We start from the raw sequence: 20996 nt of genomic DNA, 5'->3' as shown, positions 1-20996 counted from the left end.
CGCAGGCCATGTCGCTCTGCTGCGACGCCGGCAGGAGGGCGAGGGCTGTCTCGGTAGACCGGTCGAGCGCGGGCATGATGACAATGACACCTATCGGACGCTGGCCGCTACAGTATTCCTCAATGACGAAGATACCCAAGGGTGTCAACTGAGCACAGATTCTAAGTGCAAACATGCTATGCTGTGTTGTAGCAGGCAGATAAAATCCACTCGTCCAGGCTCGTGAAACGATTTTTGCGACTGCATTGAAAGGCTAAGCATGTCGATTGCGGAAGCGATGACCAACGAGGACAAAGCACGTGTTGCGAAGCGCTGGTCCGAGATTAGCAGCGAGTCCGACGAATTCTCGGCAAACGTTTATTGGCTCGCAATCCCGGCCATTATGTCCCGTCACCAGCGCCGAGCCTCTGCGGGCGAGAATTATCCCTCATGGGTGGAATATTGCCTCGGTTCCTTCATTCCCCAGGGCGGCGAGCGCCGCATGCTCAGCGTCGGCTGCGGTTACGGCGACCTTGAGCGGCACCTCATGCGGATCGATGCCTGTGCGATCTGCGACGCGTTCGATATCGCGCCTGCTGCGATCGATAGTGCGATTGTGGCAGCAGCCGGGGAAGGGTTCGACGGCATCCGCTATCGCTGTGCAGATATCGAGACGCTGCAGCTTGAGGAGGGCGTTTACGACGCAGTTTGGTTCAACGGTTCCCTGCACCACATCCATGCGCTCGAGCGCGTACTAGATCGTGTCCGCTATAGCCTCAAGCCTGGCGGTTTTCTGTTCGTCAACGAATATGTCGGCGCTAACCATTTTGGGTTTCCACTCGCCCAACAGGAGGCGATTTCGCACGCCTTCCATTTGATCCCACCGCGCTATCGACTGAGCTTCATTCCGGCAATTCTCGGCCAAGTTGCGACCCAAGCACCCATCCCCGACCCGACCGAGGTTCGGCGTGCGGATCCGTCGGAAGCCATTCGGTCACAGGACATCGTGCCCGTCATCGTGAGCATGTTCGATGTCTTGGCGATGAATGCGTGTGGGGGAACGATAATGCAGTTTCTGCTGAGTGGCATTGCCGGCAATTTCCGTGAAGAGGATCCATCCTCGATGCTAGTTCTTGAAATGCTGCTCAAGATCGAGGACGCGCTTATTGATACTGGGACGCTGGGAAGCGATTTTATGGTGATAGCGGCCAGGAAGGGCAGCTAGCCAGCTTCCCGCCCAAGTGCGATGTGAGATATCCGCCGATCCGCCTGGCAGACGGCGGATTGTCATTATAGCAACATGTATATTAGCTGTTACTTGACAATATGCCTACGCTCTGGTTTCCTGATTTAACGGGTGTTTAACCAAGTTCGTTGCGTTTTTTTCGGACGGTGTTGGTATGTCGACTTTGGTTGTCGCCGACCCGCGGGGGGTGTATCTCGCCGGTCTGGAGTGGGTGTTGCAGAAGGCTGGGCACGATGTTGTCGCCCAGTGTCGCCGCCCTGTGGACGTTCTCGCTCATGTGGAGCGCCATCAGCCTGATATCGTCATCGTGGGCGTGGATCTCGCGGACCAGCAGACATCAGGTCTTTCCTCACGGCTGAAGGCCGGCAACAGCGCTCTCGGCATCATCTTCATCGTGCAGCCAACCGGCAGGCTCGATGTCAAGGAGATACAGACGCTCGACGTCGACGGCCTGTTTCTGGACGGCATCAGCCACCGCTTTCTCATCGAATGCGTGAATGCGGTGGCAACAGGCAAGAAGTGGATCGACAACAAGATCGTCCAGCAGCTGCTGATGCCCGGATCGCAGCCGCAGCCAATGTCCAGGCTGACCGGGCGGGAGACCGAAATCGCCGATCTCGTCTCGCGCGGGTTGCGCAACAAGACCATCGCGCAGCGGCTGCATTTATCCGAAGGCACGGTGAAGATGCACCTGCATCACGTCTACGAGAAGCTGCACCTCGGCGGCCGGGCGGAACTTGCCTGGATGACGCACGGCAAAGGCTCCGGGCGTCCAGGAACGGGCCGAACCGGCCTGCTCTGAACACTCTCCACTCGCACCGACATTGTACGCACGGCAACGGCCGGAGAGCCGTCTGACGGCATCCGGCTCGTGCCTGCGCGACCTCCCGCAGCGCCCGCCAGCCTGATCTATCGAAGGATATATATCGTTCGATCAGGCGCGGACATTGACCGCAATACTATCCAAGCGGGAATGGACGCGCCCTCTTCATTGGCGGCACGATGAGGCATGGGGACGAAATCCATCACGCGACCGGATGCACTGGGGTAGGTGCATTTCCGGCATCCGGGAGCTGGTTCCCTTTTCTTGAAGCGTTTTCAACCAAGGAGAACCTCCATGGCCCTCGACATCGCGGCCCAAGACATCATCATCGACGAAACCACCGGTCTTCAGGACAGTGATATTGATCCGTCCGATCCGTTGTACAGTGGCAATCTCACGCTGCAATATCTTCTGGGCCTCGGCACCGCACTGGAAGTCGCCTTCAAGGCCGACTTCGTGCAGGCCACGGGGGACGCAGGGGAAATCATCACCTCGGTCGTTCTCACGCAGAACCTCGACGGAGACCTGTTTTCCCCCACCGAAGGCGTGAACAGCGGCATTCGGACGGTCGATGGCAATTATGTGTGGCTGTTCCAGGATTCAACTGATCCAAACGTCGTGATCGGCGTCATTGGCACTGACGACCCGACTTTTGAGCCCGTCGAGACCGGGCCTCTCGCCTTCTCGTTTGGGCTCGACCCCACCAGCTCCACCAACGCGGATTTGTACTTGGTTGAGTATGTGCCGTTGCTCCATCCGCTCGGCGGGGACAGCAACCCGGATGACCGCATCGATTTGACCAATATGGTATTCGCATCGATCGAGGGGACCTCCGAGATCAGTTTCTCAGGCCAGGACGCCGCTCCCGGCAATCACGATTTCTACCTGATTAACTCGCCCGATGACGCTTCCAAGCAGCTTCTGGTGATAGGTCTGAACGGTGGCACCGCCAACGTGAGTAAACAAGGCTTCGGCATCGACAATCAGAGCATCAATCCGGGCGAAACGCTGCAGGTCGATTTTGTGACCGGCGGCGACCTGAGCGCAGGTACTGCTTCGCAGATCCAGTACGACAACCATATCGAGACTATCACGCAGGCTGGGTTCACCATCAACCAGATCACGCCTTCCACTTTTGATAAGCGCGTGGACATCACGATTACGGCCTCGAACAATACGGACAACGATCAAGGCACGAACTTCTTTGACGGCACTGCTACCAACCCCGTCGATATCGTCAGCATCAAGTTGACGGGAGAATCGGGATTTGCCGCCACCATCACCGCCGATGGCGACTACGTCACGGCGAGCGGCACGATCCACGTCTCAGGGCTTACTGGCACTGGGAACGCAGTCACCATCACCGGGCTGGATAACATCACAACCGTCGATATCACAACCGCCAGCCCAATGGACCGGCTGACCGTTACGGGGGTCGATGCAAACGAAGGGTTAGACATCACCGAGTTCCATTTCTCGGCGACGACCACCAACGCCCACACCGAAGAGGTCGGCTCCCTCATCAACTTCGACGATGACGGGCCGGCGGTGACAGCGGACGGCACCGTTCCGCCGCTGATTACCGACGATACCGACATTCCCGATACTGCATCGGCAAGCTTCGCGTCGGTCTTCAGCGTCGATGCCGGCGCCGATGGCCTGGACGGCGTCACCTATGCGCTCGACGTCAAGAGCGCCGGTGTCGACAGCGGCCTCGACGACACGCTCAGCGGCGACAACATCCTGCTGCGCGTCAACCTCAATGGCCAAGTGGAAGGTTACCTGGAGAACGACACGGCTACGGTCGCCTTCCTGATCACCGTCGATGCCACCGGCGAGGTAACGCTGACCCAGAACCGCGCGATCGTCCATGACGATCCGGCAGATTCGGTGGAGAGCGGTCTTTCGGCGGCGGCACTTGCCGCGGCCGACCTCGTGACACTGACCGCGACTGCCACCGATGGTGATGGCGACACCGACGCTGCAACCGCCAATATCGGCGACGCCTTCCACTTCGAGGATGACGGGCCGACCGTGACCGCTGACGGCACGATTCCGACGCTGACCACCGACGACAGCGATCTTTCCGATACCACATCGGCAGGCTTCGCTTCCGCCTTCAGCACCGACCTCGGCGCCGACGGCGGCGCCGTCACCTATGAACTCGACGTCAAGAGCGCAGGCGTCGACAGCGGCCTCGACGACACGCTCAGCGGCGACAACATTCTGCTGCGTCTCAACGCCAGCGGCGAGGTCGAAGGCTATCTGGCGAACGCCACAGGCACGGTCGCCTTCCTGATCAGCGTCGATGAGAACACCGGCGAGGTGACGCTGACCCAGAACCGCTCGGTCATCCATAACGATCCGGCAGATCCCGTGGAGAGCGGCGCTTCGGCGGCGGTACTTGCCGCGGCCGATCTGGTTACGCTGACCGCGACCGCCACCGATGGTGACGGCGATACCGCCGAGGCAACAGCCAACATCGGCACTGCCTTTACCTTCGAGGACGACGGCCCGACGATCACGGTGCCATTCGACGGTGACCCCGGTACCGCAGGTATCCAGCACGAGACCCTGGCCAACACGCTCAACGCGTCGGCCACGGGAGCCTTCGGGTACGACATCGGCGCGGATGCCCACACGGCCGTCTTCTACACGGGCGGCGGTTCTGACTTTGTCGACCAGAATGGCGCGCTTCCCGGCGTCCAGATCGCACTCATCGGCACGATCACCGGCGGCGGCGGAGGCAGTATCATCACCTCGGACGTCACACTCGCGTCGGAGACTGACCTCTTGGCGACGTTCAACTTCACCTTCACCTACGATAAGGACCCAGCAGCGGGCGTCCAGACGGGCACGGCGGGCGGCACCCTCGTCTTCGACAAGGTTGCCGACACTTACACCATCAACCTGACCGACCCGCTCGAAGGCTTCAGTTTCGACTTGATCCACACCAGTGAACTCTTGTCCAAGCAGCCGACGAGCAACGTGGGCCACCCGCCGATCGTGGTGGAAAAGTTGCAGGCCGATGATGCGAACACGGTGCCTGACGAAGACTTCTACGTGCAGTTCACCGGCAACGCGATCAACAAGGCCAACCCGTTCAGCTTGACAACCAATGGCCAGGGAAAAACCGCTGACACCGCGTTCACCGGCGCTGCGCACGATATGGTGAGCAACAACAATGAAACGTGGGTGTCCGCGACGCAAAGCACCAACGGCGTCGCCGGCGACACGATCCAGAAAGGCGAACTGCTCACCTTGCGGTTCTACAACAACAGCCCCGGCATCGTCACCGAGGATGTCGACCCGACTACATCCGGTGTGCAGACGACCCCGTCACAAACCGCCGGTACCATGGCCATCAAGTTCGACGGCATCGGCAACAGCGAGGACCTGATGCTGATCCTCGACCTGATCGACAAGAATGGCGCCGACAACATTGCCGGCACCGCCGACGACAACACCACGATCACGCGGGCTGTGTACGTCTCGAACGATGACATTTTCAAGACGGGCAATGTCCCGTCCCCGTACAGCAGCGAGTTCACGCTGGACAACAATGACGGCCTCGTGATCATCGAGCAGAACGACTACAACGCAGCCGGAGAAGACTATGTGATGCAGGGTGTCCAGATCATGCAGTCGGGCAACGGAATCACCGGCTCGGCGATTAACCTGGTCGGGACGACCGGCTCTGGCGGCGGCAGCAATGCGACCGGCAGTTTGGTGAATTTCGACGCAGTCGACAACGACGTGCTGAAGATCACGGACATCGCCTTCAGCACGACCGTGACCGAGACGCCATCAGCCAGCCTCGACTTCGCCTTCCAGGTGGCGGACGCGGACGGGGACCAGACGTTGACGCAGCACATATATGTTGACGTCGGCTGACACTTGACCAACGGGGGCAGCCATTGCTGCCCCCCTTCTTGCACAAGATGTCACCCCCACACCAGAGATGTAAATTATGAAAACCAGGCAACAACCCCCTGCCCTGCAGGTGGTGATGAAAGAGGCCAAACGCGCCATCCGGCCGCTAATCTGGTTCAGCGGCGGCATCAACGTGCTGATGCTGACCGGGGCGCTTTATATGCTCCAGGTCTACCACCGCGTGCTGTCCAGCCACAGCCTGGAGACGCTGGTGATGCTGTCGCTGATGGCGGCGGCCGCGCTCGGGACGCTCGCGGGGTTGGAAGTAATACGCGGGCGTCTTCTGGCCAAGGTCGGATCATGGATGAACGCGCGCTTGGGACCGGTTCTCCTGACCGCATCGGTGGAATACGCCGCGTCGGCGCCTGGTCAGGCCAACGCCCGTCCGCTGCGCGATCTGGACCAGGTGCGGAATTTCTTCACCAGCCCGAGCATCTTTCCGATCCTCGACGCGCCTTGGGCGCCACTGTTTTTCGCTGCCATATTCGTCATGCACCCTTGGCTGGGTTGGCTGGCGCTGGGCGGCGGGATCGTCCTGTTCGCTTTGGCGCTGCTCAACGAATACGTCACGCGAAAGCCCTTAACCGAGGCTTCGGGTGCGCAGTCGCGGGCCTATGTGCAGGCCGAGGCGGCGATCCGCAACGCCGAGGTCGTCCAGGCGATGGGTATGCTAAAGCCACTGATGGAGGGCTGGAAGGCACAGCAGGACGAGGCAAACAGAGGACAGGTTCTTGCCGCCAACCGTGGCGGCGTTATCGCGGCCATCGCGCGTTGTCACCGGCTGGCTCTGCAAATGGCCATACTCGGCCTTGGCGCCTATCTGGTCCTTCGCAACGAGGCCTCGCCAGGCATCATGATCTCCGCCTCGATCCTGATGGGTCGCGCATTGTCGCCGGTCGAGCAAGCCATCGGCACCTGGAAGGCGACGGTTGGGGCGCGTGCCGCCTACCGGCGTCTCACCGCTGTGGCCGGACAGCACCGGGAGGCCACACCGGCCCTGCCGCTACCACGACCGAAAGGCAGGTTCGAGGCCGAGAACCTTGTGCTTGCCCGACAGGGTGGCGAGCATATCCTGAAAGGCATCAACTTCCGCCTGGAGCCCGGTGAAGCGATGGCGTTGATCGGCCCGAGCGGGGCCGGCAAGACGAGCCTGGCGCGCATACTCGCCGGCGCCTGGCGCCCGTCCGCGGGGCGCGCCTTGCTGGACGGAACGGATGTTGCCCAATGGGCGGCGGAGGACCGTGGCCGTCATGTCGGCTATCTGCCGCAGGACATCGAACTCTTCGCCGGCACCGTGTCCGAAAATATTTGCCGCTTCGCGACGCTCAATCCGGCGGTTTTCAACAAGGTGGTCGAGGCCGCGCAGTTGGCGGGAGTCCACGAGCTGATCAAAGGACTGCCGAAGGCATACGGGACCGAGATCGGCGAAGCGGGTGCGATACTGTCGGGCGGACAGCGCCAGCGCATCGGGCTGGCGCGGGCACTCTACGGCGCCCCCACGCTGCTTATCCTCGACGAACCCAATTCCAACCTCGACAGGGAGGGCGAGGAGGCATTGATTGCCGCTCTCGGCGTGGCCAAGGCGACGAACACAACCGTTATCCTGATAGCGCACCGCGCCAACATTTTGGACAAGGTAGACAAGATACTGGTGCTCAACAGGGGTCAGCAAGATCTCTTCGGGCCGCGCGACCATGTCTTCAACGAACTCGCCAATCGCGCCGGCAAGGTGGCCCATCTGCCCAAAGCGGCCCAGTTGCCTACCCTCGAAATGGTCAAGGAAATCAAAGAGGTCAAGGAAGCATGAGCCGCCCCCCGCAATTGAACGTCGTGCCGCTGCCCCTCCCCCCACCCTCCCTCCTGGAACCGGTACCCCTGCGTCTGGGAGGCGTGAAATTCACCGGGTTCGCGATCATGTTCCTGTTCTTCGGCGTGGCCGGGGGTTGGGCGGCGCTGGCACCGTTGGACAGCGCCGCTGTGGCGCCGGGCGTTATCAAGGTCGCCGGCGACCGCAAGCTCATCCAGCACCTCGAGGGCGGCATCATCGCGGAGTTGAACGCCGCCAACGGGGATATCGTCAAGGCGGGCAAGATCCTCATCCGGCTCGACGACACGCAGGCAAAGGCGCAACTTGACCTGGTCCAGAACCGGATAGCAACGCGTGAGGCGCTGGCCGCGCGTCTCAGGGCCGAGCGTGACGGCAAGGCCGAGATCGAATTCAATCCGGCGTTGCTCGCAAACCCCGCCACGGCCGTGAAGGACGCGGTGGCCGCACAGCGTGACGTGTTTGCCGCGAAGCACCACAATCTGAAGGACGAGCGGGAAATTCTCGGCCAGCGCCGTCACCAGGTCGAGGAAGAGATAACGGGACTGGAGCAGCTTATCGTCACCGAAGACAAACAGATCGAGGCAATCGAGGATGAAAGCAAAGACCTTGAGGGGCTGCTCAAGAAAGGGCTGACCACCCGCGAACGGAACCTATTGCTCAGACGCCAACAGCGGGAGATCGAGGGGGAGCGCGCTACCAACATTGCCGCAATCGCCCGTGCCGGAAGCGCCATGGCCGAGATTGATATGCAAATCCTGAACCTCAACACAGTGCGCCTGAACCAGGCCGTCGACGAGTTGAGCAAGGTCGAGGCGGAGTTGTTCGACCTCGGACAGCAGGAGCGTTCCGCCGCGGACGTGCTTACCCGCACCGATGTCGTCGCACCGGTTGACGGCATTGTCATGGATCTGAAGGTCCATACGGCGGGCGGTGTCGTGAAACCCGGTGAGACATTGATGACCGTCGTGCCGCTCGGACAGCAACTCGTGGTCGAGGCTATGGTCAAGCCGGAGGATGTCGAGACGATCGCACCCGGACAGCTCGCGCGCGTCAGCTTCCCGGCCTTCGCCCGCTACAACCTGCCGCCACTCGAAGGTGTCGTGGAGATCGTGTCGGCTGACCGCATGGTTGAGGAACGCAGCGGCGCACCTTATTTCGCCGCGACGGTTGTGATCGACAAAAGCGAACTCGGCAAGCTGGAGGGCCGCAAGCTGCTGCCCGGCATGTCGAGCGAGACGATGATCCGGACGGGGGCTCGCACCGTGCTCTCTTATCTCGCCGAGCCGATCACGCAGAACTTCCGCCGGGCCATGCGGGAAAAATAGCCGTAGGCCGCTGAACCGGATTCAGGAAAGCAACATTCGCCCGGCCGTGATCGCCAGGAAAAACGCAAAGGCAGGTTTCAGGTAGCGCGGGTTGAGCGCGTGGGCGAGCCTGGCGCCCAAGGGTGCGAACAGGAAGCTCACGGGCGCTATGATGGCAACCGCCGGCAGGCTGACGTAGCCCAGGCTGAGCGGGGGCCTGCCGGCGATTTCTAGACCCGACCAGATGAAGCCGGCCACTGCTGGAAGCGCGATAAGCAGGCCAAGCGCCGACGATGTGCCGACGGCCCGGTGCACCGGAAAGGAAAAACTGGAAAGCGTCGGCACCGAGAGTGTGCCGCCGCCAATTTCCATGAGCGAAGAGACAAAGCCGATCACAGCAGCGATCGCGCGGTTGATCCAGCCGCTTTGCGGCAGGTGATCGGAGATCACGAGGTGCTTCGGCAGCGCCATGTTGACGGCCACCAGCAGGCCGACGACGCCGAAGACCAGCCGCAGGCCGGCGCCCGGGATGAATTTCGACATGATGCCGCCGACCAGGGCACTGACGAAAATCGCCGGTCCCCAAAGATTGAGCAGAGGCCGATCGACATTGCCGCGCCTGTTGTGTGACCGCATCGACGAGATCGAGGTGGGGATAATGACCGCAAGCGATGTCGCGACCGCCAGATGGCTGATCACAGCAGGCGAAAAGTGGAACAGGCTAAGCACCCAGAACAGCACCGGAACGATGACGATGCCGCCGCCGACTCCCAGCAGACCGGCGAGCACGCCGGAGGCCATTCCGGTCATGGCCAGGCCGGCGATCAGCATTGCAATCGTCAGCCCGTCGAAAACCGACGTGTCGAATCCGAAGTCCACTATGATTTTTCCTTGATTGGCTATTTGCGGCACGGCCTTGCGGGCACGGCCGCGCTCATCCGCTGTTGCGACCCAAAATGCAGGTCGCCCAGAAGGGTCGTAGCGTTTTTGGGATGCGCTTTGGCTAGTGGCGCACCATCCCGGCGTCGACATTGAGCGTCTGGCCAGTGATCCAGCGTGCATCGTCGGAGGCCAGGAACGAAACCACGTCGGCGATATGTTCCGGCTGCCCCTTGCCTTTCATGGCCTGAAGCATCTCGACGAAGCCGAACGCCTCGTTGTGCGGGCTCGCCTTGACGCCGTCGCTCTCGATCAGGCCGGGCGTCACCGCATTGGCGGTGATGTTGTATTTGCCAAGCTCGGTGGCGAGCGCCCTGGTGAAACCGATGACGCCACCCTTGGCCGCGACATAGGCCGCCATGTTCGGCGTGCCGGCAAAGAAGGTGTTGGATGCGATGCTGATCACCCGTCCGGCCTTCCCCGCCGCACGCATCTGGTCCGTACCGGCACGGCTGACGATAAAGGTGCCGGTCAAATTGACGTCGATGATCTTGCGCCAATGGTCGAGATCGACATCGTCCCAGGCGACGAACGGAACGATGCTGGCATTGTTGACCAGGATGTCGATGCCCCCGGTCAGGGCCTGGATTTCGGCGAAGAGTGCCTTGACCGATGCCGGATCGGAAATGTCGGCGGCGATCGCCCTCGCCTTTCCGCCTATCGCCGCGGCCGCCCCCCCGGCGCCTTCGGCATTGATGTCGCTGACGATGACGGTTGCCCCGTCGGCGGCAAGCCGCGCTGCGATCGCCTTGCCGATACCCTGCGCGGCGCCTGTAACCAGGGCCGTCTTTCCCGCAAGCCGTTCAGTCATGAAAATGCTCCCTCAATCCGTGGTGATGTCTGTTCAGGCGTCGGCGTCGATCACGGCCAGCGCCGCGTCGATGCCCTCGCCGATCGCCAGTTTCTGGCCGGCCGCGTTCATGGCGCCGCCCAGTGCCGTGAGCGCCGCGATCGCATAGATCGGCTGGGCTGTCGGTCCCATATGGCCGATGCGCGTCAGCTTCCCCAATGTTTCGCCGCGGCCCGATGAGAAGACGACGCCGTAACGGGCGCGCGCGGCCTGGCGAAGCGCTTTCTCGTCGACACCTTCGGGCGTGCGGACAGCGGTCGTGGTCGGCGACGCGATGCTGTCGCTGGCAGCCCAGATCGACAGACCCATCGCGGCAACGCCGGCGCGCATGGCCTTGGCGGTGAGTGCATGGCGCCCCCACACAGCCTCCGGTCCCTCATTGAGATAGAGGTCGAGCGCGACATCGAGCCCGTTGATCTCCGAGACCGAAGGCGTGAATGGAAACGGCTTGTCCCGCGACCACGCATGCTCCCAGTCGACGATGCTGAGCATCGACGCGCGCGGCGCCAGGGGATTGGCCTTCATCTTGGCCCAGGCCCGCTCGCTGACACCCATCATCGTCAGGCCGGGAGGCGCGCCCAGGCATTTGTTCGGGCCGGTGACATAGATATCGGCCTTGCAATCCTCGGGATGCGTCTTCATGCCGCCAAAGGACGAGACGGCGTCGACGATGAGATAACCGCCATGCGCCGAAACCAGCGCGCCGATGGCGTCGATCGGATTGATGGTGCCGGACGGCGTGTCGTGGTGGCAGACGGAAACGACGGTGATTTCCGGATGCGCCTTCAGCATTGCCGCAACCGCCTGCGGGTCGATCGCCTCGTTGTAGGGCACCTCGATCTCGAGCAGATGTGGCGAATAGCGCTTCGCCCAATAGCCAAAGCCCTTGCCGTAGACTCCCGAGGCAAGGTTGAGCACGACATCGTCCGGCGTGATCAGCGAGGCCGCGGCGGCCTCCAGGCCAAGCACCGGCTCGCCATGCAGGATGACCGGCTTGTTCGACAGCCGCATCGCCTTCTGCGCCTTGTCGACCACACCCTCGTAGAAGAGCTGGAACGCCGGGTCGTAGTCGTAGAGCACCGTGCGGCCGAGGCCGCGCAGCACTTCAGGATAGGCGTTCACCGGCCCCGCGGTCAGGGTGATGACCGGATCAGCGTGTTCGAGATAGCGCATCGTCTTGTCTCCCGATTGGCGGCGGTCAGCCGTAGAATTGCGTGCCGGTCCTGTAGGTCTTGAAGTTGTCCATGTCGTGCGAGTACATCAGCTCGGCGCCATGGTCCTCGGCGAGCTTCCTCACCTTGCGCATCGAATTGACGCCCGCCACCGGGTCGATGTGGAAGGCCGCCTGGCACAGCATTTCAAGGCTCTTTTGCGTATAGGCCGCGTCGATCGTGAACATGATCGGCTTGCGCTTGGGAAACTCCACCAGCAGGCTGTAATGGCCGATCGAATGACCGGGCGTCGAGATCAGCCGGACACCCTTGGCAAGCTCGACGTCGCCATCGATGCCTTCGAAGGTCGAATTCGCCCGTGTCGTTCCCGCAAGCAATTGTGCGGTCGCGCCACGCGCTTCGGCAGCCTCCGCCGAAAAGCTCAGGTCGGAATAGCCGAGATGTTCGAAGGGCTCGGGATTGCAGGCCTGCGGCACCTCGGTCCGATGACAGATCTTCTTGGCATGCGGAAAATACTTGTTGCCGCCGCAATGATCGAAGTGGAAATGCGAGTTGACGACGACGTCGATGTCCTTCGGCTCAAGGCCGAGCAGCGCCAGGGCGCCGGGGATGGTCTGGTGCTTTTCCTGGATCGGCTTTTCGAACGGCAGCACCTTCATCACGTGGTCGTAGTCGTAGCCGGTGTCGATGAGGAACCGACCCTCGGCATGCTCGATCAGGATCGAATAGACGGGGAAGCGCACTTCACCGCCAGGGCCGCGATTCCAGAACACATGATAGCCGTCGAGAACGAGCGAGCCGCCGTCGAGCAGGTAGACCTTGGTATCCGACATTCTTGCCTCCTTTATTGGCGCGGGTCCCGTCCGCGCATGAATTGTGCTCAGCGCGCGCCGCGCTCGTATGGAATGCCGAGCGCCGCCGGCAGGCTCGCGCGCCGGCCGAACAGCACCAGCATGATCATCACCGCCAGGAACGGCAGCATCTGGATGATGTCGGTCGGTATGTTGATGCCGGCCACCTGCATGGCCGTCGTCAGCGACAGGCAGACGCCGAACAGCAACGCGCCGAACAGCACCCAGATCGGGCGACCGCGCGCCAGCATGGCCAGCACGATGCCGAGAAAGCCCGCGCCATTGGTGATGAACGGAATGAACAGCCCAGCCCCGACATTGGCGAGATAGGCGCCGCCGAGCCCAGCCAGCGCTCCGGTCGTCAACACGGCGATGGTGCGGGTCCGCACGACATCGATGCCGGCGACATCGAGCGCGGCCGGCTTGTCGCCTGCCGCCTGCAAATTGAGGCCGAGTTGCGTGCGCCGATAGAGGTAGCTCATGCCGAAAACCAGCGCGACCGCCAGATAGACGATCAGATGATGCTTGAAGAATGCAGGCCCGATGACCGGGATGCCCGAAAGCAGCGGAATGACGGTAGCATCCGCCGCGGGCAGGCGCGGGTAGCTGCGTGAGAACTGGAAATGGTGGAGCAGTGCCGTCAGGCCCTCGAGCCCCAAGGTCAGCGCGATGCCGATGACGATCTGGTTCAGCCCGATGCGCACGCAAAGCAGCGCCATGACAAGCGCCACCGCAGCACCCCCGACGGCACCGGTGAGAAAGCCCAGCCACAGCGACCCGGAATAGAAAGCGCCGACAAAGCCGAGATAGGCGCCGGCCAGCATCATGCCTTCGATGCCGATATTGAGCACCCCCGCCTTCTCGGAGATCTGCTCGCCGAGCCCGGCAAGCAGCAGCGGGATCGCCGCGGTGACGGCGCCGAACAGGAGCGCGCTGAGAAAGACTTCGCTGAACAGCCCGGTCATGCCCTAGGCCCTCCGCGACTGGTTGTATCGGTGATCGAAATGTTCGGCGAGCGCGAGCACGATCAGCACGATGGAAACCAGCACCAGCGTGAAATGATTGGGAACGCCAAGCCGGCGCGCCGCGCTCTCACCGCCGATCGAAAGCACCGAAAGCAGGAACACGAAGCCTATCGCAGCAAAGCCGTTCATGCGGGCGAGAAACACGGCGGGTATCACGGCAAGCCCATAGGCGGGATTCCAGTCGGCGCGGACATTGCCCTGGACGCCGATGATGTCGACGGCGCCGGCAAGGCCGGCCAGCCCGGCCGAAATGGCGAAGACGGCGACGGTCAGGCCGGGGACACCGAGCCCCGAGTGAACCGCCGCGCGTGGATTGGCGCCGACGATCCTCAGCTTCAGCCCGAACGCCGTGCGCGTCATCACCAGATGCACGATGACGATCGCCGCCAGCCCAAGCAGCAGGCCACTGGTGATGGTCGTTTCGAACAGGCGCGGAAGCCGGTCTTCCACCGGAAGCGTGCGCGTCTGCGGCACAGTCGTGCTTGGGTCGCGAAACGCCAGCTTGACCAGCACATTGGCGAGCGAGGTGCCGAGGAACGTCATCATCAGCGTGGTGATGATCTCGTTGACACCCTGATAGGCACGCAGCAGGGCCGGCACCAGCGACCAGATCATCGCCACCATCATGGCGATGAGGAACGAGCAGACCAGCGCCAGCCAGGCTGGCATAATCTGAACGAACACGGGAGCGCTGGCAGCCGCCGTCACCGCGCCAAGCAGGAACTGGCCGTCGCCGCCGAGATTCCATATGCCGGCGCGAAAGGCCACGATCAGGCCGGCGGCAAGAAACAGCAGCGGCGCCATGCGCGTCAGCGTCTGCTGGATGCCGAGCGGCGAGAACAGTCCTTTCTCCAGCACGAAGCCGTAGTAGGCGAGCGGGTCGACGCCGACCGCAAGCAGGATACAGCCGGCTATGACGAGAGCGATGAGGATCGGGCCGAGCGTCATCAGCAGCCGATGCAGGATGTCGCGGCGCGTCGTTGCCCCGCTCGTGGCATCGAGTGCGGTAGCACTGACCGGGGGTGCGGTGTCGATGCTCATGCGGCAAGTCCGATCATCAGGCGACCGACCTTGGTGCGGGCGTCGTCGGCATTCTCGACGGTGCCGACCAAAGCTCCGTCGGCGATGACGGCGATGCGGTCGCACATGCCAAGCAATTCCTCGAGGTCGGTGGAGATCAGCAGCACCGCAAGGCCACGCGCCGCCGTGTCGCGGATGCGCTGGCGCGACGCCAAAGTGTTGGCGAGATCGAGCCCATAGGTCGGCTTGTTGAAGATCACCACCTTGGCGCCTTCAGCCAGTTCCCGTGCCAGAAGCACCTTCTGGATGTTGCCGCCGGACAGCCGCGCGACGGGCGTCTTCAGGCTCGGAGTACGCACATCGTATTCGCGCACGAGATGGGCGGCGCGCTTGTCGATCTCCGCGCGCTGCTCGACGCCGTTGCGCCAGAACGGGGCCGCGCCGACCTGCTTGAGGAAGAAGTTGATAGAGACCGGAAAGGTGCCGACAGTGCCCTCGCCCAGCCGGTCGTCGGTCAGGTAGCGAAGGCCGCGCCGGCGGCGCTCGCCGACGCTCAGCGTCTCGATGGCGGCGCCGTCCAGCCGCACCGAGCCGCTGGTGGCTGTACGCTGGCCGGCCAGCGCTTCCGCCAGCTGCTTCTGGCCGTTGCCGTCGATGCCGGCTATGCCCAGGATCTCGCCCGGGCGGATGTCGAAGGAGATCGACGACAGGCCCGGCGCATTGTCCGTCGGCGCGACCGCCAGATCCGCGACCTGAAGCAGCGGGGCCGTTCCGGCTCGCGCAGTGCGGACTGGACGCTCGACGGCTTCCGGATCATCCTTCTGCTTGCCGAACATCAATTCCACGATCTCCGAGACGATCTCCTGTTCGCCCAGGGCGCGAAACCGCTCGGGCGGGATCTCGCCGACCTTGCGGCCAAGCTTCAGCACCGAGATGCGGTCGCCGAAGGCAGCCGCCTCTTTGAGCTTGTGGGTGATGAAGACGATCGCCAGGCCCTGCTCGACAAGGCGGCGCATCAGCGCGCCCAGTTCGTCGATACCTTTCGGCGTCAGCATGGAGGTGGACTCGTCAAGGATGAGCAGCCGGCTGTTGCGCAGCATCGCGCGCAGGATCTCGACCTGCTGCTGCTCACCGAGCGACAACTCCGATACCTTGGCTTGAAGCTTGACGGTGATGCCGAGCGTGCCGGTGATCTCGGCGACGCGCGCCGCCAGTTCCTCGGTCCTGGGGCGCTGCCACCACGGCCCGCCAAGCAGAAGGTTCTCCGCCACCGTCAGCGTCGGCACCAGCATCATGTGCTGGAATACGGTGCCGATGCCGAGTGCCAGCGCATGGCGCGGCGAGGTGATCGGCGTCGGTTTGCCGTCGACCAGTATGCGTCCTTCGTCCGGCTGCTGCAGGCCGGACAACATGCCGATCAATGTCGATTTTCCAGCGCCGTTCTCGCCCAGCAGCACATGCACTTCGCCCGGGCGGATCGACAGGTCGACGCTGTAATTGGCAACGATGCCGGGGAACCGTTTGGTCACGCCTTCAAGCGCGACGATGTCGCGCCCGGCAACGGACGATGAAGAAAAACCGCTCATGAAAGCCCAGCACCAAAAAAACGGGAATCGTCCGGAGGGGTGAACGGATCACCCCTCCGGCAGTTGACCGTGATCGCCTTACTGGGCGACGCTGGTCATCAGTGCCCTGACGGCGGCCGCGTCATAGACCGGCTCGACCTTGATCTTGCCGGAAATGACGTCCTCGCGCAGCGCCTGGATTTCCGTCCAGACATTGTCCGGGATCGCAGCGGTCTTCAGCAGCTTGACCGAGTCGTCCTTGAGGCCGATCGTATAGTGTTTGGTGCCGAACGTGTCGGCCTTCAGGTCGGCAATCATCGCCGCATAGACCGGCTCGATGTTCCACACCACCGACGACAGCAGGAAGCCCTTGTCGATCGGTGTCTTGTCGCCGATGACGTCGATAAAATAGACCTTGCCGCCATCGGCTGCCTTGGTCGTCTCGACCGCCTGCAGCATGCCGAAGCTCGAACCGTTGCCCTGGCCGAAGATGATGTCGGCACCGGATGCGATCACGCTTTCGGTGACGCGCTTGCCGCCGGCCGCGTCGCTGTAGGCGGCAGGGCCGATCACCGCATAGGTGATCTTGACGTCAGGGTTCTCCGCCTTCACGCCTTGTGCGAACGCCGCCGACTGCGAATTCCACGATGGCGGTTCGCCCGAGACGACGATGCCGACCGACTTGGAACGCGACACCTTGCCGGCGAGACGGCCGGCCAGATAGGCACCCTCGTGGCCGCTCAGCGTGTAGTCGGCGACGAGGCCCTTCTCCAAGCCGGCTGGCGTGTCGACGATCGCCACCGGAACTTTCAGTTCCTTGGCGATTTCGGGCGCCGAGGTGTTGTAGCCGCTGGCATGAGCGATCAGCAGGCTGGCGCCGTCGGAGGCAAGCTCCCGCAGGGTCGGACGAACGTCGCCATAGCCGAGGCCCTGCGCCACGACCACTTCGACGCCGGCGGCCTTGCCTGCCGCCTTGGCGGCGTCGATGCCTTGCTGGTTCCAGCCATAGTCCGTGCCTTCTTCGGGCGTCAGGATGGCGATCGACTTGACCTCGCCGGCAAGCGCGCCGCTCATCAAGACACCGGTCAATATAACTGCACTTACACTGCTCTTAAGAAGCTTTAACATGTTACCCTCTCTGTTGTTTCACCAATCAATATTCTTATTGTTATTGCGCGAAAGCGAGATAGACTGCCGAGGAAAATTACATTGGAGCTCAGGCAAAGTGAAGATCCGTTATGCCCTTCCGGTGATGCTGGCGTTGTCGTCCTTCGCCAACGCGGTTGAGTTGCACCATGTCACCGTCCGCACCGGCACTGACGGGCTCGACATGGTTCCGTTGACGATTTCGAATGCGGGCAGCGAAGGCCTCTCCTGCAACGCCGACTTCGCCCACTGGTATTCAGCCGGGATCGCAACGATCGAGCCGGGCAAGAAGACGCGCGTCGAACTCTGGTTCGATGTGAAGACCGGCACGTTCACGATCCTCAACGACAAGCGCGAGAACCTGCCCGTCGAGCGGCTGTGGTGCGGTCTGGCGAGCCGAGCATATGCCACCCGCGTGCAGGTCACGCTCGACCGCACCGATGCGGCGAAAGGCGAGCGTGATGTGTCCTGCGCCATGGCGCAGGACAGCCTGGTCTGCCGGTAGGCGCTCATCGAGCTTTCCGTTCGAACACCGCGCACCTCTTATTCTTTTGTCAGGAATGCGTCGGTGAAAACGTCGTCCGCCGACAGAGCCGCCTTGAGCACGCCCTGGTCCGTCAGTGTCTTGAGGGTCTCCTCCCACTGCGTCTTCGTCATCCAGCCGAGACCGTGTTCCTTGGTGTCGGCGCTGCTGAACGTCGATGCGATGTCGGCGTTGATCTGCGCCAGCAGCACGTCCTTCTTGTCCGCATAGCCGGGCGCTGCCTTGGCCGTGATCTCGGCAGCTTCTTCCGGATGAGCCACGACATAGTCGAACGCCTCCCTGTATGCCTTGACGAAGCGGCGCACGACATCCGGCTTGTCCTTGATCATCGCTTGCGAAGTGAACAGGCCCGAGCCATAGGCTTTCCACCCATGGTCCGCCCCCATCATGATGCTGAGCGAGCCGGGGCCTCCGGCCTTAGCCTCCAGTTCGGGAACCTCGGCATCGATATAGCCGACGACCGTCTGAACCCGGCCAAGCAGCAGATAGCTTTCATAGGGAGGCGAGACGCTGTTCAGCGTCATGTCCTTTTCGGTCAGGCCGTTGGCGGCCAGGAAGCCCTTGAAGAAGATGTAGGTGGAGCCGGCCGGATGAATGCCGATGGTCAGCCCCTTGAGGTCGGACGGCTTGGTGAGCTTCAGCGTCTTGGCCAGCGAAATGATCCCCAGCGGCGAGTGCTGATTGACGGCCGCCAGCGCCACGACCGGGACATTCTGCGACCGTGCGACGGCAAGCGTGGGAAGATCGCCGAAGCCGAAATCCGCGTTCTCATTGCCCACCAGCCGCATTGCGTCCGGCGAGCCGGATCCCTTGCGGATCTCGGCCACATCGATGTCGTTCTTGGCGAAGAAGCCCTTTTCCTTGCCGACAAAGAACATGGCATGATTGCCACGCACCACCCAGTCGAGCTGGACGTTGACCTTATCGGCCGCCAGAGCCGCGTTGGAGAAACCGAGTGCTGCGACAAACGCCGCCAAGGTAGCGGCCTTGATAAGTGAGCGTCTCAGCATTTTTTGTTCCCTTTTGTGACGTTGGTTGATCGAGCGGCCTAGGACTGGCTGAATTTCGGCGCCCACGGCACCACGATGCGTTCGAGGATTTCGGCGGCGTAGTAGAAGGCGATGCCAAGCACGGAAACGAGCAGCAGCGCTGCGAAGACCAGCGCCGTGTCGAGCTGGGTCGAAGCGAACTGGATGACGTAGCCGAGACCGTCCGACGCCCCGGCGAACTCACCGACGATAGCGCCGATCACACTCAACGTGGCGGCGATCTTGGTCCCGGCCATCAGGTTCGGCAGCGAGTGCGGAACGCGGATCCTGAACAGGATCTGCGTCGGGCTGGCCCCGACCGAATTCATCAGCGACAGCAGCGAGCGGTCGACCGATTGCATGCCCGCCAGCATGGACAGCGTCACCGGGAAGAAGGCGATGACCAGGATCAGGCCGATCTTGGGCGCCAGCCCATAGCCGAACCAGAGAATGAAGATCGGCGCGAGAGCGACTTTCGGCACGTTCTGGAACAGCACAACCAGTGGATACAGCGCGCGTCCCAACCAGTCGAAGCGCACGATGACCAGCGCAATGGCAATGCCGACCACGACCGAGACCAGGAAGCCGAACAGGATCTCGCCCGCCGTCACCAGCGTCGCCTGCATCAGCGTGCCCCATTGCGCGACCAGCGACTTCGCGATCTCGGACGGAGCGGGAATGATGAAGGCGGATATGGCAAAGATCCGCACGGCGGCTTCCCACGCTACGATTGTCACCAGCAACAGGATGACCGCCGGCAGCCAACTGCCGGTCGCCGCACTCCAGCTGGAGGCGAGCCGCGGCTCGGGAAGGTCCGTGATGGGTTGGTCGCTCAAGACGCGCCTCCCGGCTGATGGCTGGAGCGCAGCATCGTTCGCAACTGGACCACCAGCCTGACGAACTCCGGATCTTCGGTGACCGACAGGTCGCGTGGATAAGGCAGCGCAATGTCGAGGCTCTCGGTGATCCGCCCCGGCTTGATCCCCAGCACGTGAACATGGCGCGACAGATGGATGGCCTCGTCGATGGAATGGGTGACGAGCACGATCGTCTTGCCGGTCCGCTGCCAGATTTCCAGCAGCGACTGACCCATGGAATCGCGGGTGATGGCATCGAGCGCGCCGAACGGTTCGTCCATCAACAGGACCGCCGGATCGAGCGCCAGGGCTCGTGCGATGGCGACCCGCTGCCGCATGCCACCAGACAGCTCGTTTGGCCGCTTGTGAGAGGACTCGCCCAGACCTACCAGCTCAAGCATCTCCTGCCCGCGCGCCCGCAATTCCGAGCGCGACAGCGACTTGTCGGCGATGCCGAGCAGCATCGAGGCATTGTCGACGGCGTTCTTCCACGGCAGCAGGTTGGCGTCCTGGAAGACGAGGCCGATCATCCGCTTGCGCGCTGCCTCGACCGGTGCGAGCCCGGCGATCGAAACGCTGCCCTGGGTCGGCTGCACCAGTCCGGCCAGCACCTTGAGCAAGGTGCTCTTGCCGCAGCCGGAAGGACCAATAAGGGAAACGAACGATCCCTTTGGCACCGAAAGATCGATGTTCCTGAGGATCAGCTGCCGGGCGATGACCACCGAAACGCCTTTGGCGGAGATCAGATCGTCATGGCGGATATGGGCCGGCCTGTCGCCGGCGGCTCGGATGGTTTCAATGCGCATCGCTTGTCGCCCCGCGCGCTGTTTTCTGCCGCACCCGCACCATCTGGATTGCGAGGGCGCCCTTCACACAAACAGCCGAC

The 20996-nt window shown here is 62.5% G+C and carries 17 protein-coding genes; 6 read left to right on the top strand and 11 right to left on the bottom strand.

What is annotated here, in order from left to right; translation table 11 throughout:
• Window positions 1-259: 259 nt before the first annotated feature.
• From NKJ04_RS09890 to NKJ04_RS09870, 5 genes are all read left to right on the top strand, one after another.
• Window positions 260-1204, top strand: a complete 945-nt coding sequence (locus NKJ04_RS09890; protein ID WP_352674581.1) for a class I SAM-dependent methyltransferase — start codon at window positions 260-262, stop codon at window positions 1202-1204.
• A 175-nt stretch (window positions 1205-1379) separates the two neighbouring features.
• Entirely contained in the window at window positions 1380-2027 is a 648-nt protein-coding gene (locus tag NKJ04_RS09885) for a response regulator transcription factor (RefSeq protein WP_352630111.1), read from the top strand.
• A gap of 315 nt (window positions 2028-2342) precedes the next feature.
• The gene (locus NKJ04_RS09880) at window positions 2343-5942 is read left to right on the top strand and encodes a DUF5801 repeats-in-toxin domain-containing protein (protein ID WP_352674580.1); all 3600 of its coding nucleotides are present in this window, start codon (window positions 2343-2345) and stop codon (window positions 5940-5942) included.
• Window positions 5943-6018: 76 nt separating this feature from the next.
• On the top strand, window positions 6019-7788 hold the full coding sequence (locus NKJ04_RS09875) for a type I secretion system permease/ATPase (RefSeq protein WP_352674579.1): 1770 nt from the start codon (window positions 6019-6021) through the stop codon (window positions 7786-7788).
• A complete protein-coding gene (locus NKJ04_RS09870) occupies window positions 7785-9134 on the top strand; it encodes an HlyD family type I secretion periplasmic adaptor subunit (protein ID WP_352674578.1) in 1350 nt (449 codons plus the stop codon). The genes NKJ04_RS09875 and NKJ04_RS09870 overlap by 4 nt, the downstream gene beginning before the upstream one ends.
• Window positions 9135-9155: 21 nt before the next feature.
• Here the strand turns inward: NKJ04_RS09870 and NKJ04_RS09865 are convergent, their stop codons facing one another.
• The 8 genes from NKJ04_RS09865 to NKJ04_RS09830 all read right to left on the bottom strand — a co-directional run bounded on the left by NKJ04_RS09865 (window position 9156) and on the right by NKJ04_RS09830 (window position 17663).
• Window positions 9156-9992 (bottom strand): sulfite exporter TauE/SafE family protein, encoded by an 837-nt coding sequence (locus tag NKJ04_RS09865; protein ID WP_352674577.1) that lies wholly within the window; start codon window positions 9990-9992, stop codon window positions 9156-9158.
• 124 nt (window positions 9993-10116) lie between these two features.
• Complete coding sequence (gene pldH, locus NKJ04_RS09860) at window positions 10117-10863, bottom strand: pyridoxal 4-dehydrogenase, SDR-type (RefSeq protein WP_352674576.1); 747 nt, start codon at window positions 10861-10863, stop codon at window positions 10117-10119.
• Between the two features lie 33 nt (window positions 10864-10896).
• Window positions 10897-12075 carry a pyridoxamine--pyruvate transaminase gene (gene ppaT / locus NKJ04_RS09855; protein ID WP_352674575.1) on the bottom strand — a complete coding sequence of 393 codons (1179 nt, stop codon included), beginning with the start codon at window positions 12073-12075 and terminating at the stop codon, window positions 10897-10899.
• A gap of 25 nt (window positions 12076-12100) precedes the next feature.
• On the bottom strand, window positions 12101-12907 hold the full coding sequence (gene pldA / locus NKJ04_RS09850) for a 4-pyridoxolactonase (protein WP_352674573.1): 807 nt from the start codon (window positions 12905-12907) through the stop codon (window positions 12101-12103).
• Between the two features lie 47 nt (window positions 12908-12954).
• Entirely contained in the window at window positions 12955-13890 is a 936-nt protein-coding gene (locus NKJ04_RS09845) for a putative B6 ABC transporter permease subunit 1 (RefSeq protein WP_352674570.1), read from the bottom strand.
• A 3-nt stretch (window positions 13891-13893) separates the two neighbouring features.
• Entirely contained in the window at window positions 13894-14991 is a 1098-nt protein-coding gene (locus NKJ04_RS09840; protein ID WP_352674568.1) for a putative B6 ABC transporter permease subunit 2, read from the bottom strand.
• Window positions 14988-16556: a putative B6 ABC transporter ATP-binding protein gene (locus tag NKJ04_RS09835; protein ID WP_352674565.1), complete on the bottom strand. Its 1569-nt coding sequence runs from the start codon at window positions 16554-16556 to the stop codon at window positions 14988-14990. Before NKJ04_RS09835 ends, NKJ04_RS09840 begins: the two co-directional genes overlap by 4 nt.
• A gap of 78 nt (window positions 16557-16634) precedes the next feature.
• Window positions 16635-17663, bottom strand: coding sequence for a putative B6 ABC transporter substrate-binding protein (locus NKJ04_RS09830; protein WP_128305802.1), 1029 nt, complete (start codon window positions 17661-17663; stop codon window positions 16635-16637).
• A 97-nt stretch (window positions 17664-17760) separates the two neighbouring features.
• On the opposite strand from NKJ04_RS09830, the gene NKJ04_RS09825 reads away from it, so the two are divergent.
• Window positions 17761-18186, top strand: coding sequence for a hypothetical protein (locus NKJ04_RS09825; protein WP_128305803.1), 426 nt, complete (start codon window positions 17761-17763; stop codon window positions 18184-18186).
• 38 nt (window positions 18187-18224) lie between these two features.
• On the opposite strand, the gene NKJ04_RS09820 is transcribed toward NKJ04_RS09825, so the two are convergent.
• Genes NKJ04_RS09820 through NKJ04_RS09810 form a run of 3 tightly spaced genes read right to left on the bottom strand, consistent with a single transcriptional unit; the run spans window position 18225 to window position 20916 of the window.
• Window positions 18225-19235, bottom strand: coding sequence for an ABC transporter substrate-binding protein (locus NKJ04_RS09820; RefSeq protein WP_352674563.1), 1011 nt, complete (start codon window positions 19233-19235; stop codon window positions 18225-18227).
• 38 nt (window positions 19236-19273) lie between these two features.
• Window positions 19274-20089, bottom strand: a complete 816-nt coding sequence (locus NKJ04_RS09815) for an ABC transporter permease (protein WP_023809932.1) — start codon at window positions 20087-20089, stop codon at window positions 19274-19276.
• The gene (locus NKJ04_RS09810) at window positions 20086-20916 is read right to left on the bottom strand and encodes an ABC transporter ATP-binding protein (protein ID WP_352674560.1); all 831 of its coding nucleotides are present in this window, start codon (window positions 20914-20916) and stop codon (window positions 20086-20088) included. Before NKJ04_RS09810 ends, NKJ04_RS09815 begins: the two co-directional genes overlap by 4 nt.
• Window positions 20917-20996 lie beyond the last annotated feature (80 nt).

Origin of the sequence: Mesorhizobium sp. M0618, assembly GCF_040320765.1 — a bacterium.
In the GTDB taxonomy this organism is placed as follows: Bacteria; Pseudomonadota; Alphaproteobacteria; order Rhizobiales; family Rhizobiaceae; genus Mesorhizobium.
The sequence above is the reverse complement of the archived record's forward strand: the minus strand, read 5'-3'. Positions and strand labels throughout refer to the sequence as shown.

Excerpts from the sequence above, each read along its gene's own strand:
- ppaT (WP_352674575.1), bottom strand. The coding sequence starts at position 12,075 with ATGCGCTATCTCGAACACGCTGATCCGGTCATCACCCTGACCGCGGGG.
- NKJ04_RS09875 (WP_352674579.1), top strand. The coding sequence starts at position 6,019 with ATGAAAACCAGGCAACAACCCCCTGCCCTGCAGGTGGTGATGAAAGAG.
- NKJ04_RS09885 (WP_352630111.1), top strand. The coding sequence starts at position 1,380 with ATGTCGACTTTGGTTGTCGCCGACCCGCGGGGGGTGTATCTCGCCGGT.
- NKJ04_RS09845 (WP_352674570.1), bottom strand. The coding sequence starts at position 13,890 with ATGACCGGGCTGTTCAGCGAAGTCTTTCTCAGCGCGCTCCTGTTCGGC.
- NKJ04_RS09835 (WP_352674565.1), bottom strand. The coding sequence starts at position 16,556 with ATGAGCGGTTTTTCTTCATCGTCCGTTGCCGGGCGCGACATCGTCGCG.
- pldA (WP_352674573.1), bottom strand. The coding sequence starts at position 12,907 with ATGTCGGATACCAAGGTCTACCTGCTCGACGGCGGCTCGCTCGTTCTC.
- NKJ04_RS09880 (WP_352674580.1), top strand. The coding sequence starts at position 2,343 with ATGGCCCTCGACATCGCGGCCCAAGACATCATCATCGACGAAACCACC.
- NKJ04_RS09810 (WP_352674560.1), bottom strand. The coding sequence starts at position 20,916 with ATGCGCATTGAAACCATCCGAGCCGCCGGCGACAGGCCGGCCCATATC.
- pldH (WP_352674576.1), bottom strand. The coding sequence starts at position 10,863 with ATGACTGAACGGCTTGCGGGAAAGACGGCCCTGGTTACAGGCGCCGCG.
- NKJ04_RS09890 (WP_352674581.1), top strand. The coding sequence starts at position 260 with ATGTCGATTGCGGAAGCGATGACCAACGAGGACAAAGCACGTGTTGCG.
- NKJ04_RS09830 (WP_128305802.1), bottom strand. The coding sequence starts at position 17,663 with ATGTTAAAGCTTCTTAAGAGCAGTGTAAGTGCAGTTATATTGACCGGT.
- NKJ04_RS09820 (WP_352674563.1), bottom strand. The coding sequence starts at position 19,235 with ATGCTGAGACGCTCACTTATCAAGGCCGCTACCTTGGCGGCGTTTGTC.
- NKJ04_RS09870 (WP_352674578.1), top strand. The coding sequence starts at position 7,785 with ATGAGCCGCCCCCCGCAATTGAACGTCGTGCCGCTGCCCCTCCCCCCA.
- NKJ04_RS09840 (WP_352674568.1), bottom strand. The coding sequence starts at position 14,991 with ATGAGCATCGACACCGCACCCCCGGTCAGTGCTACCGCACTCGATGCC.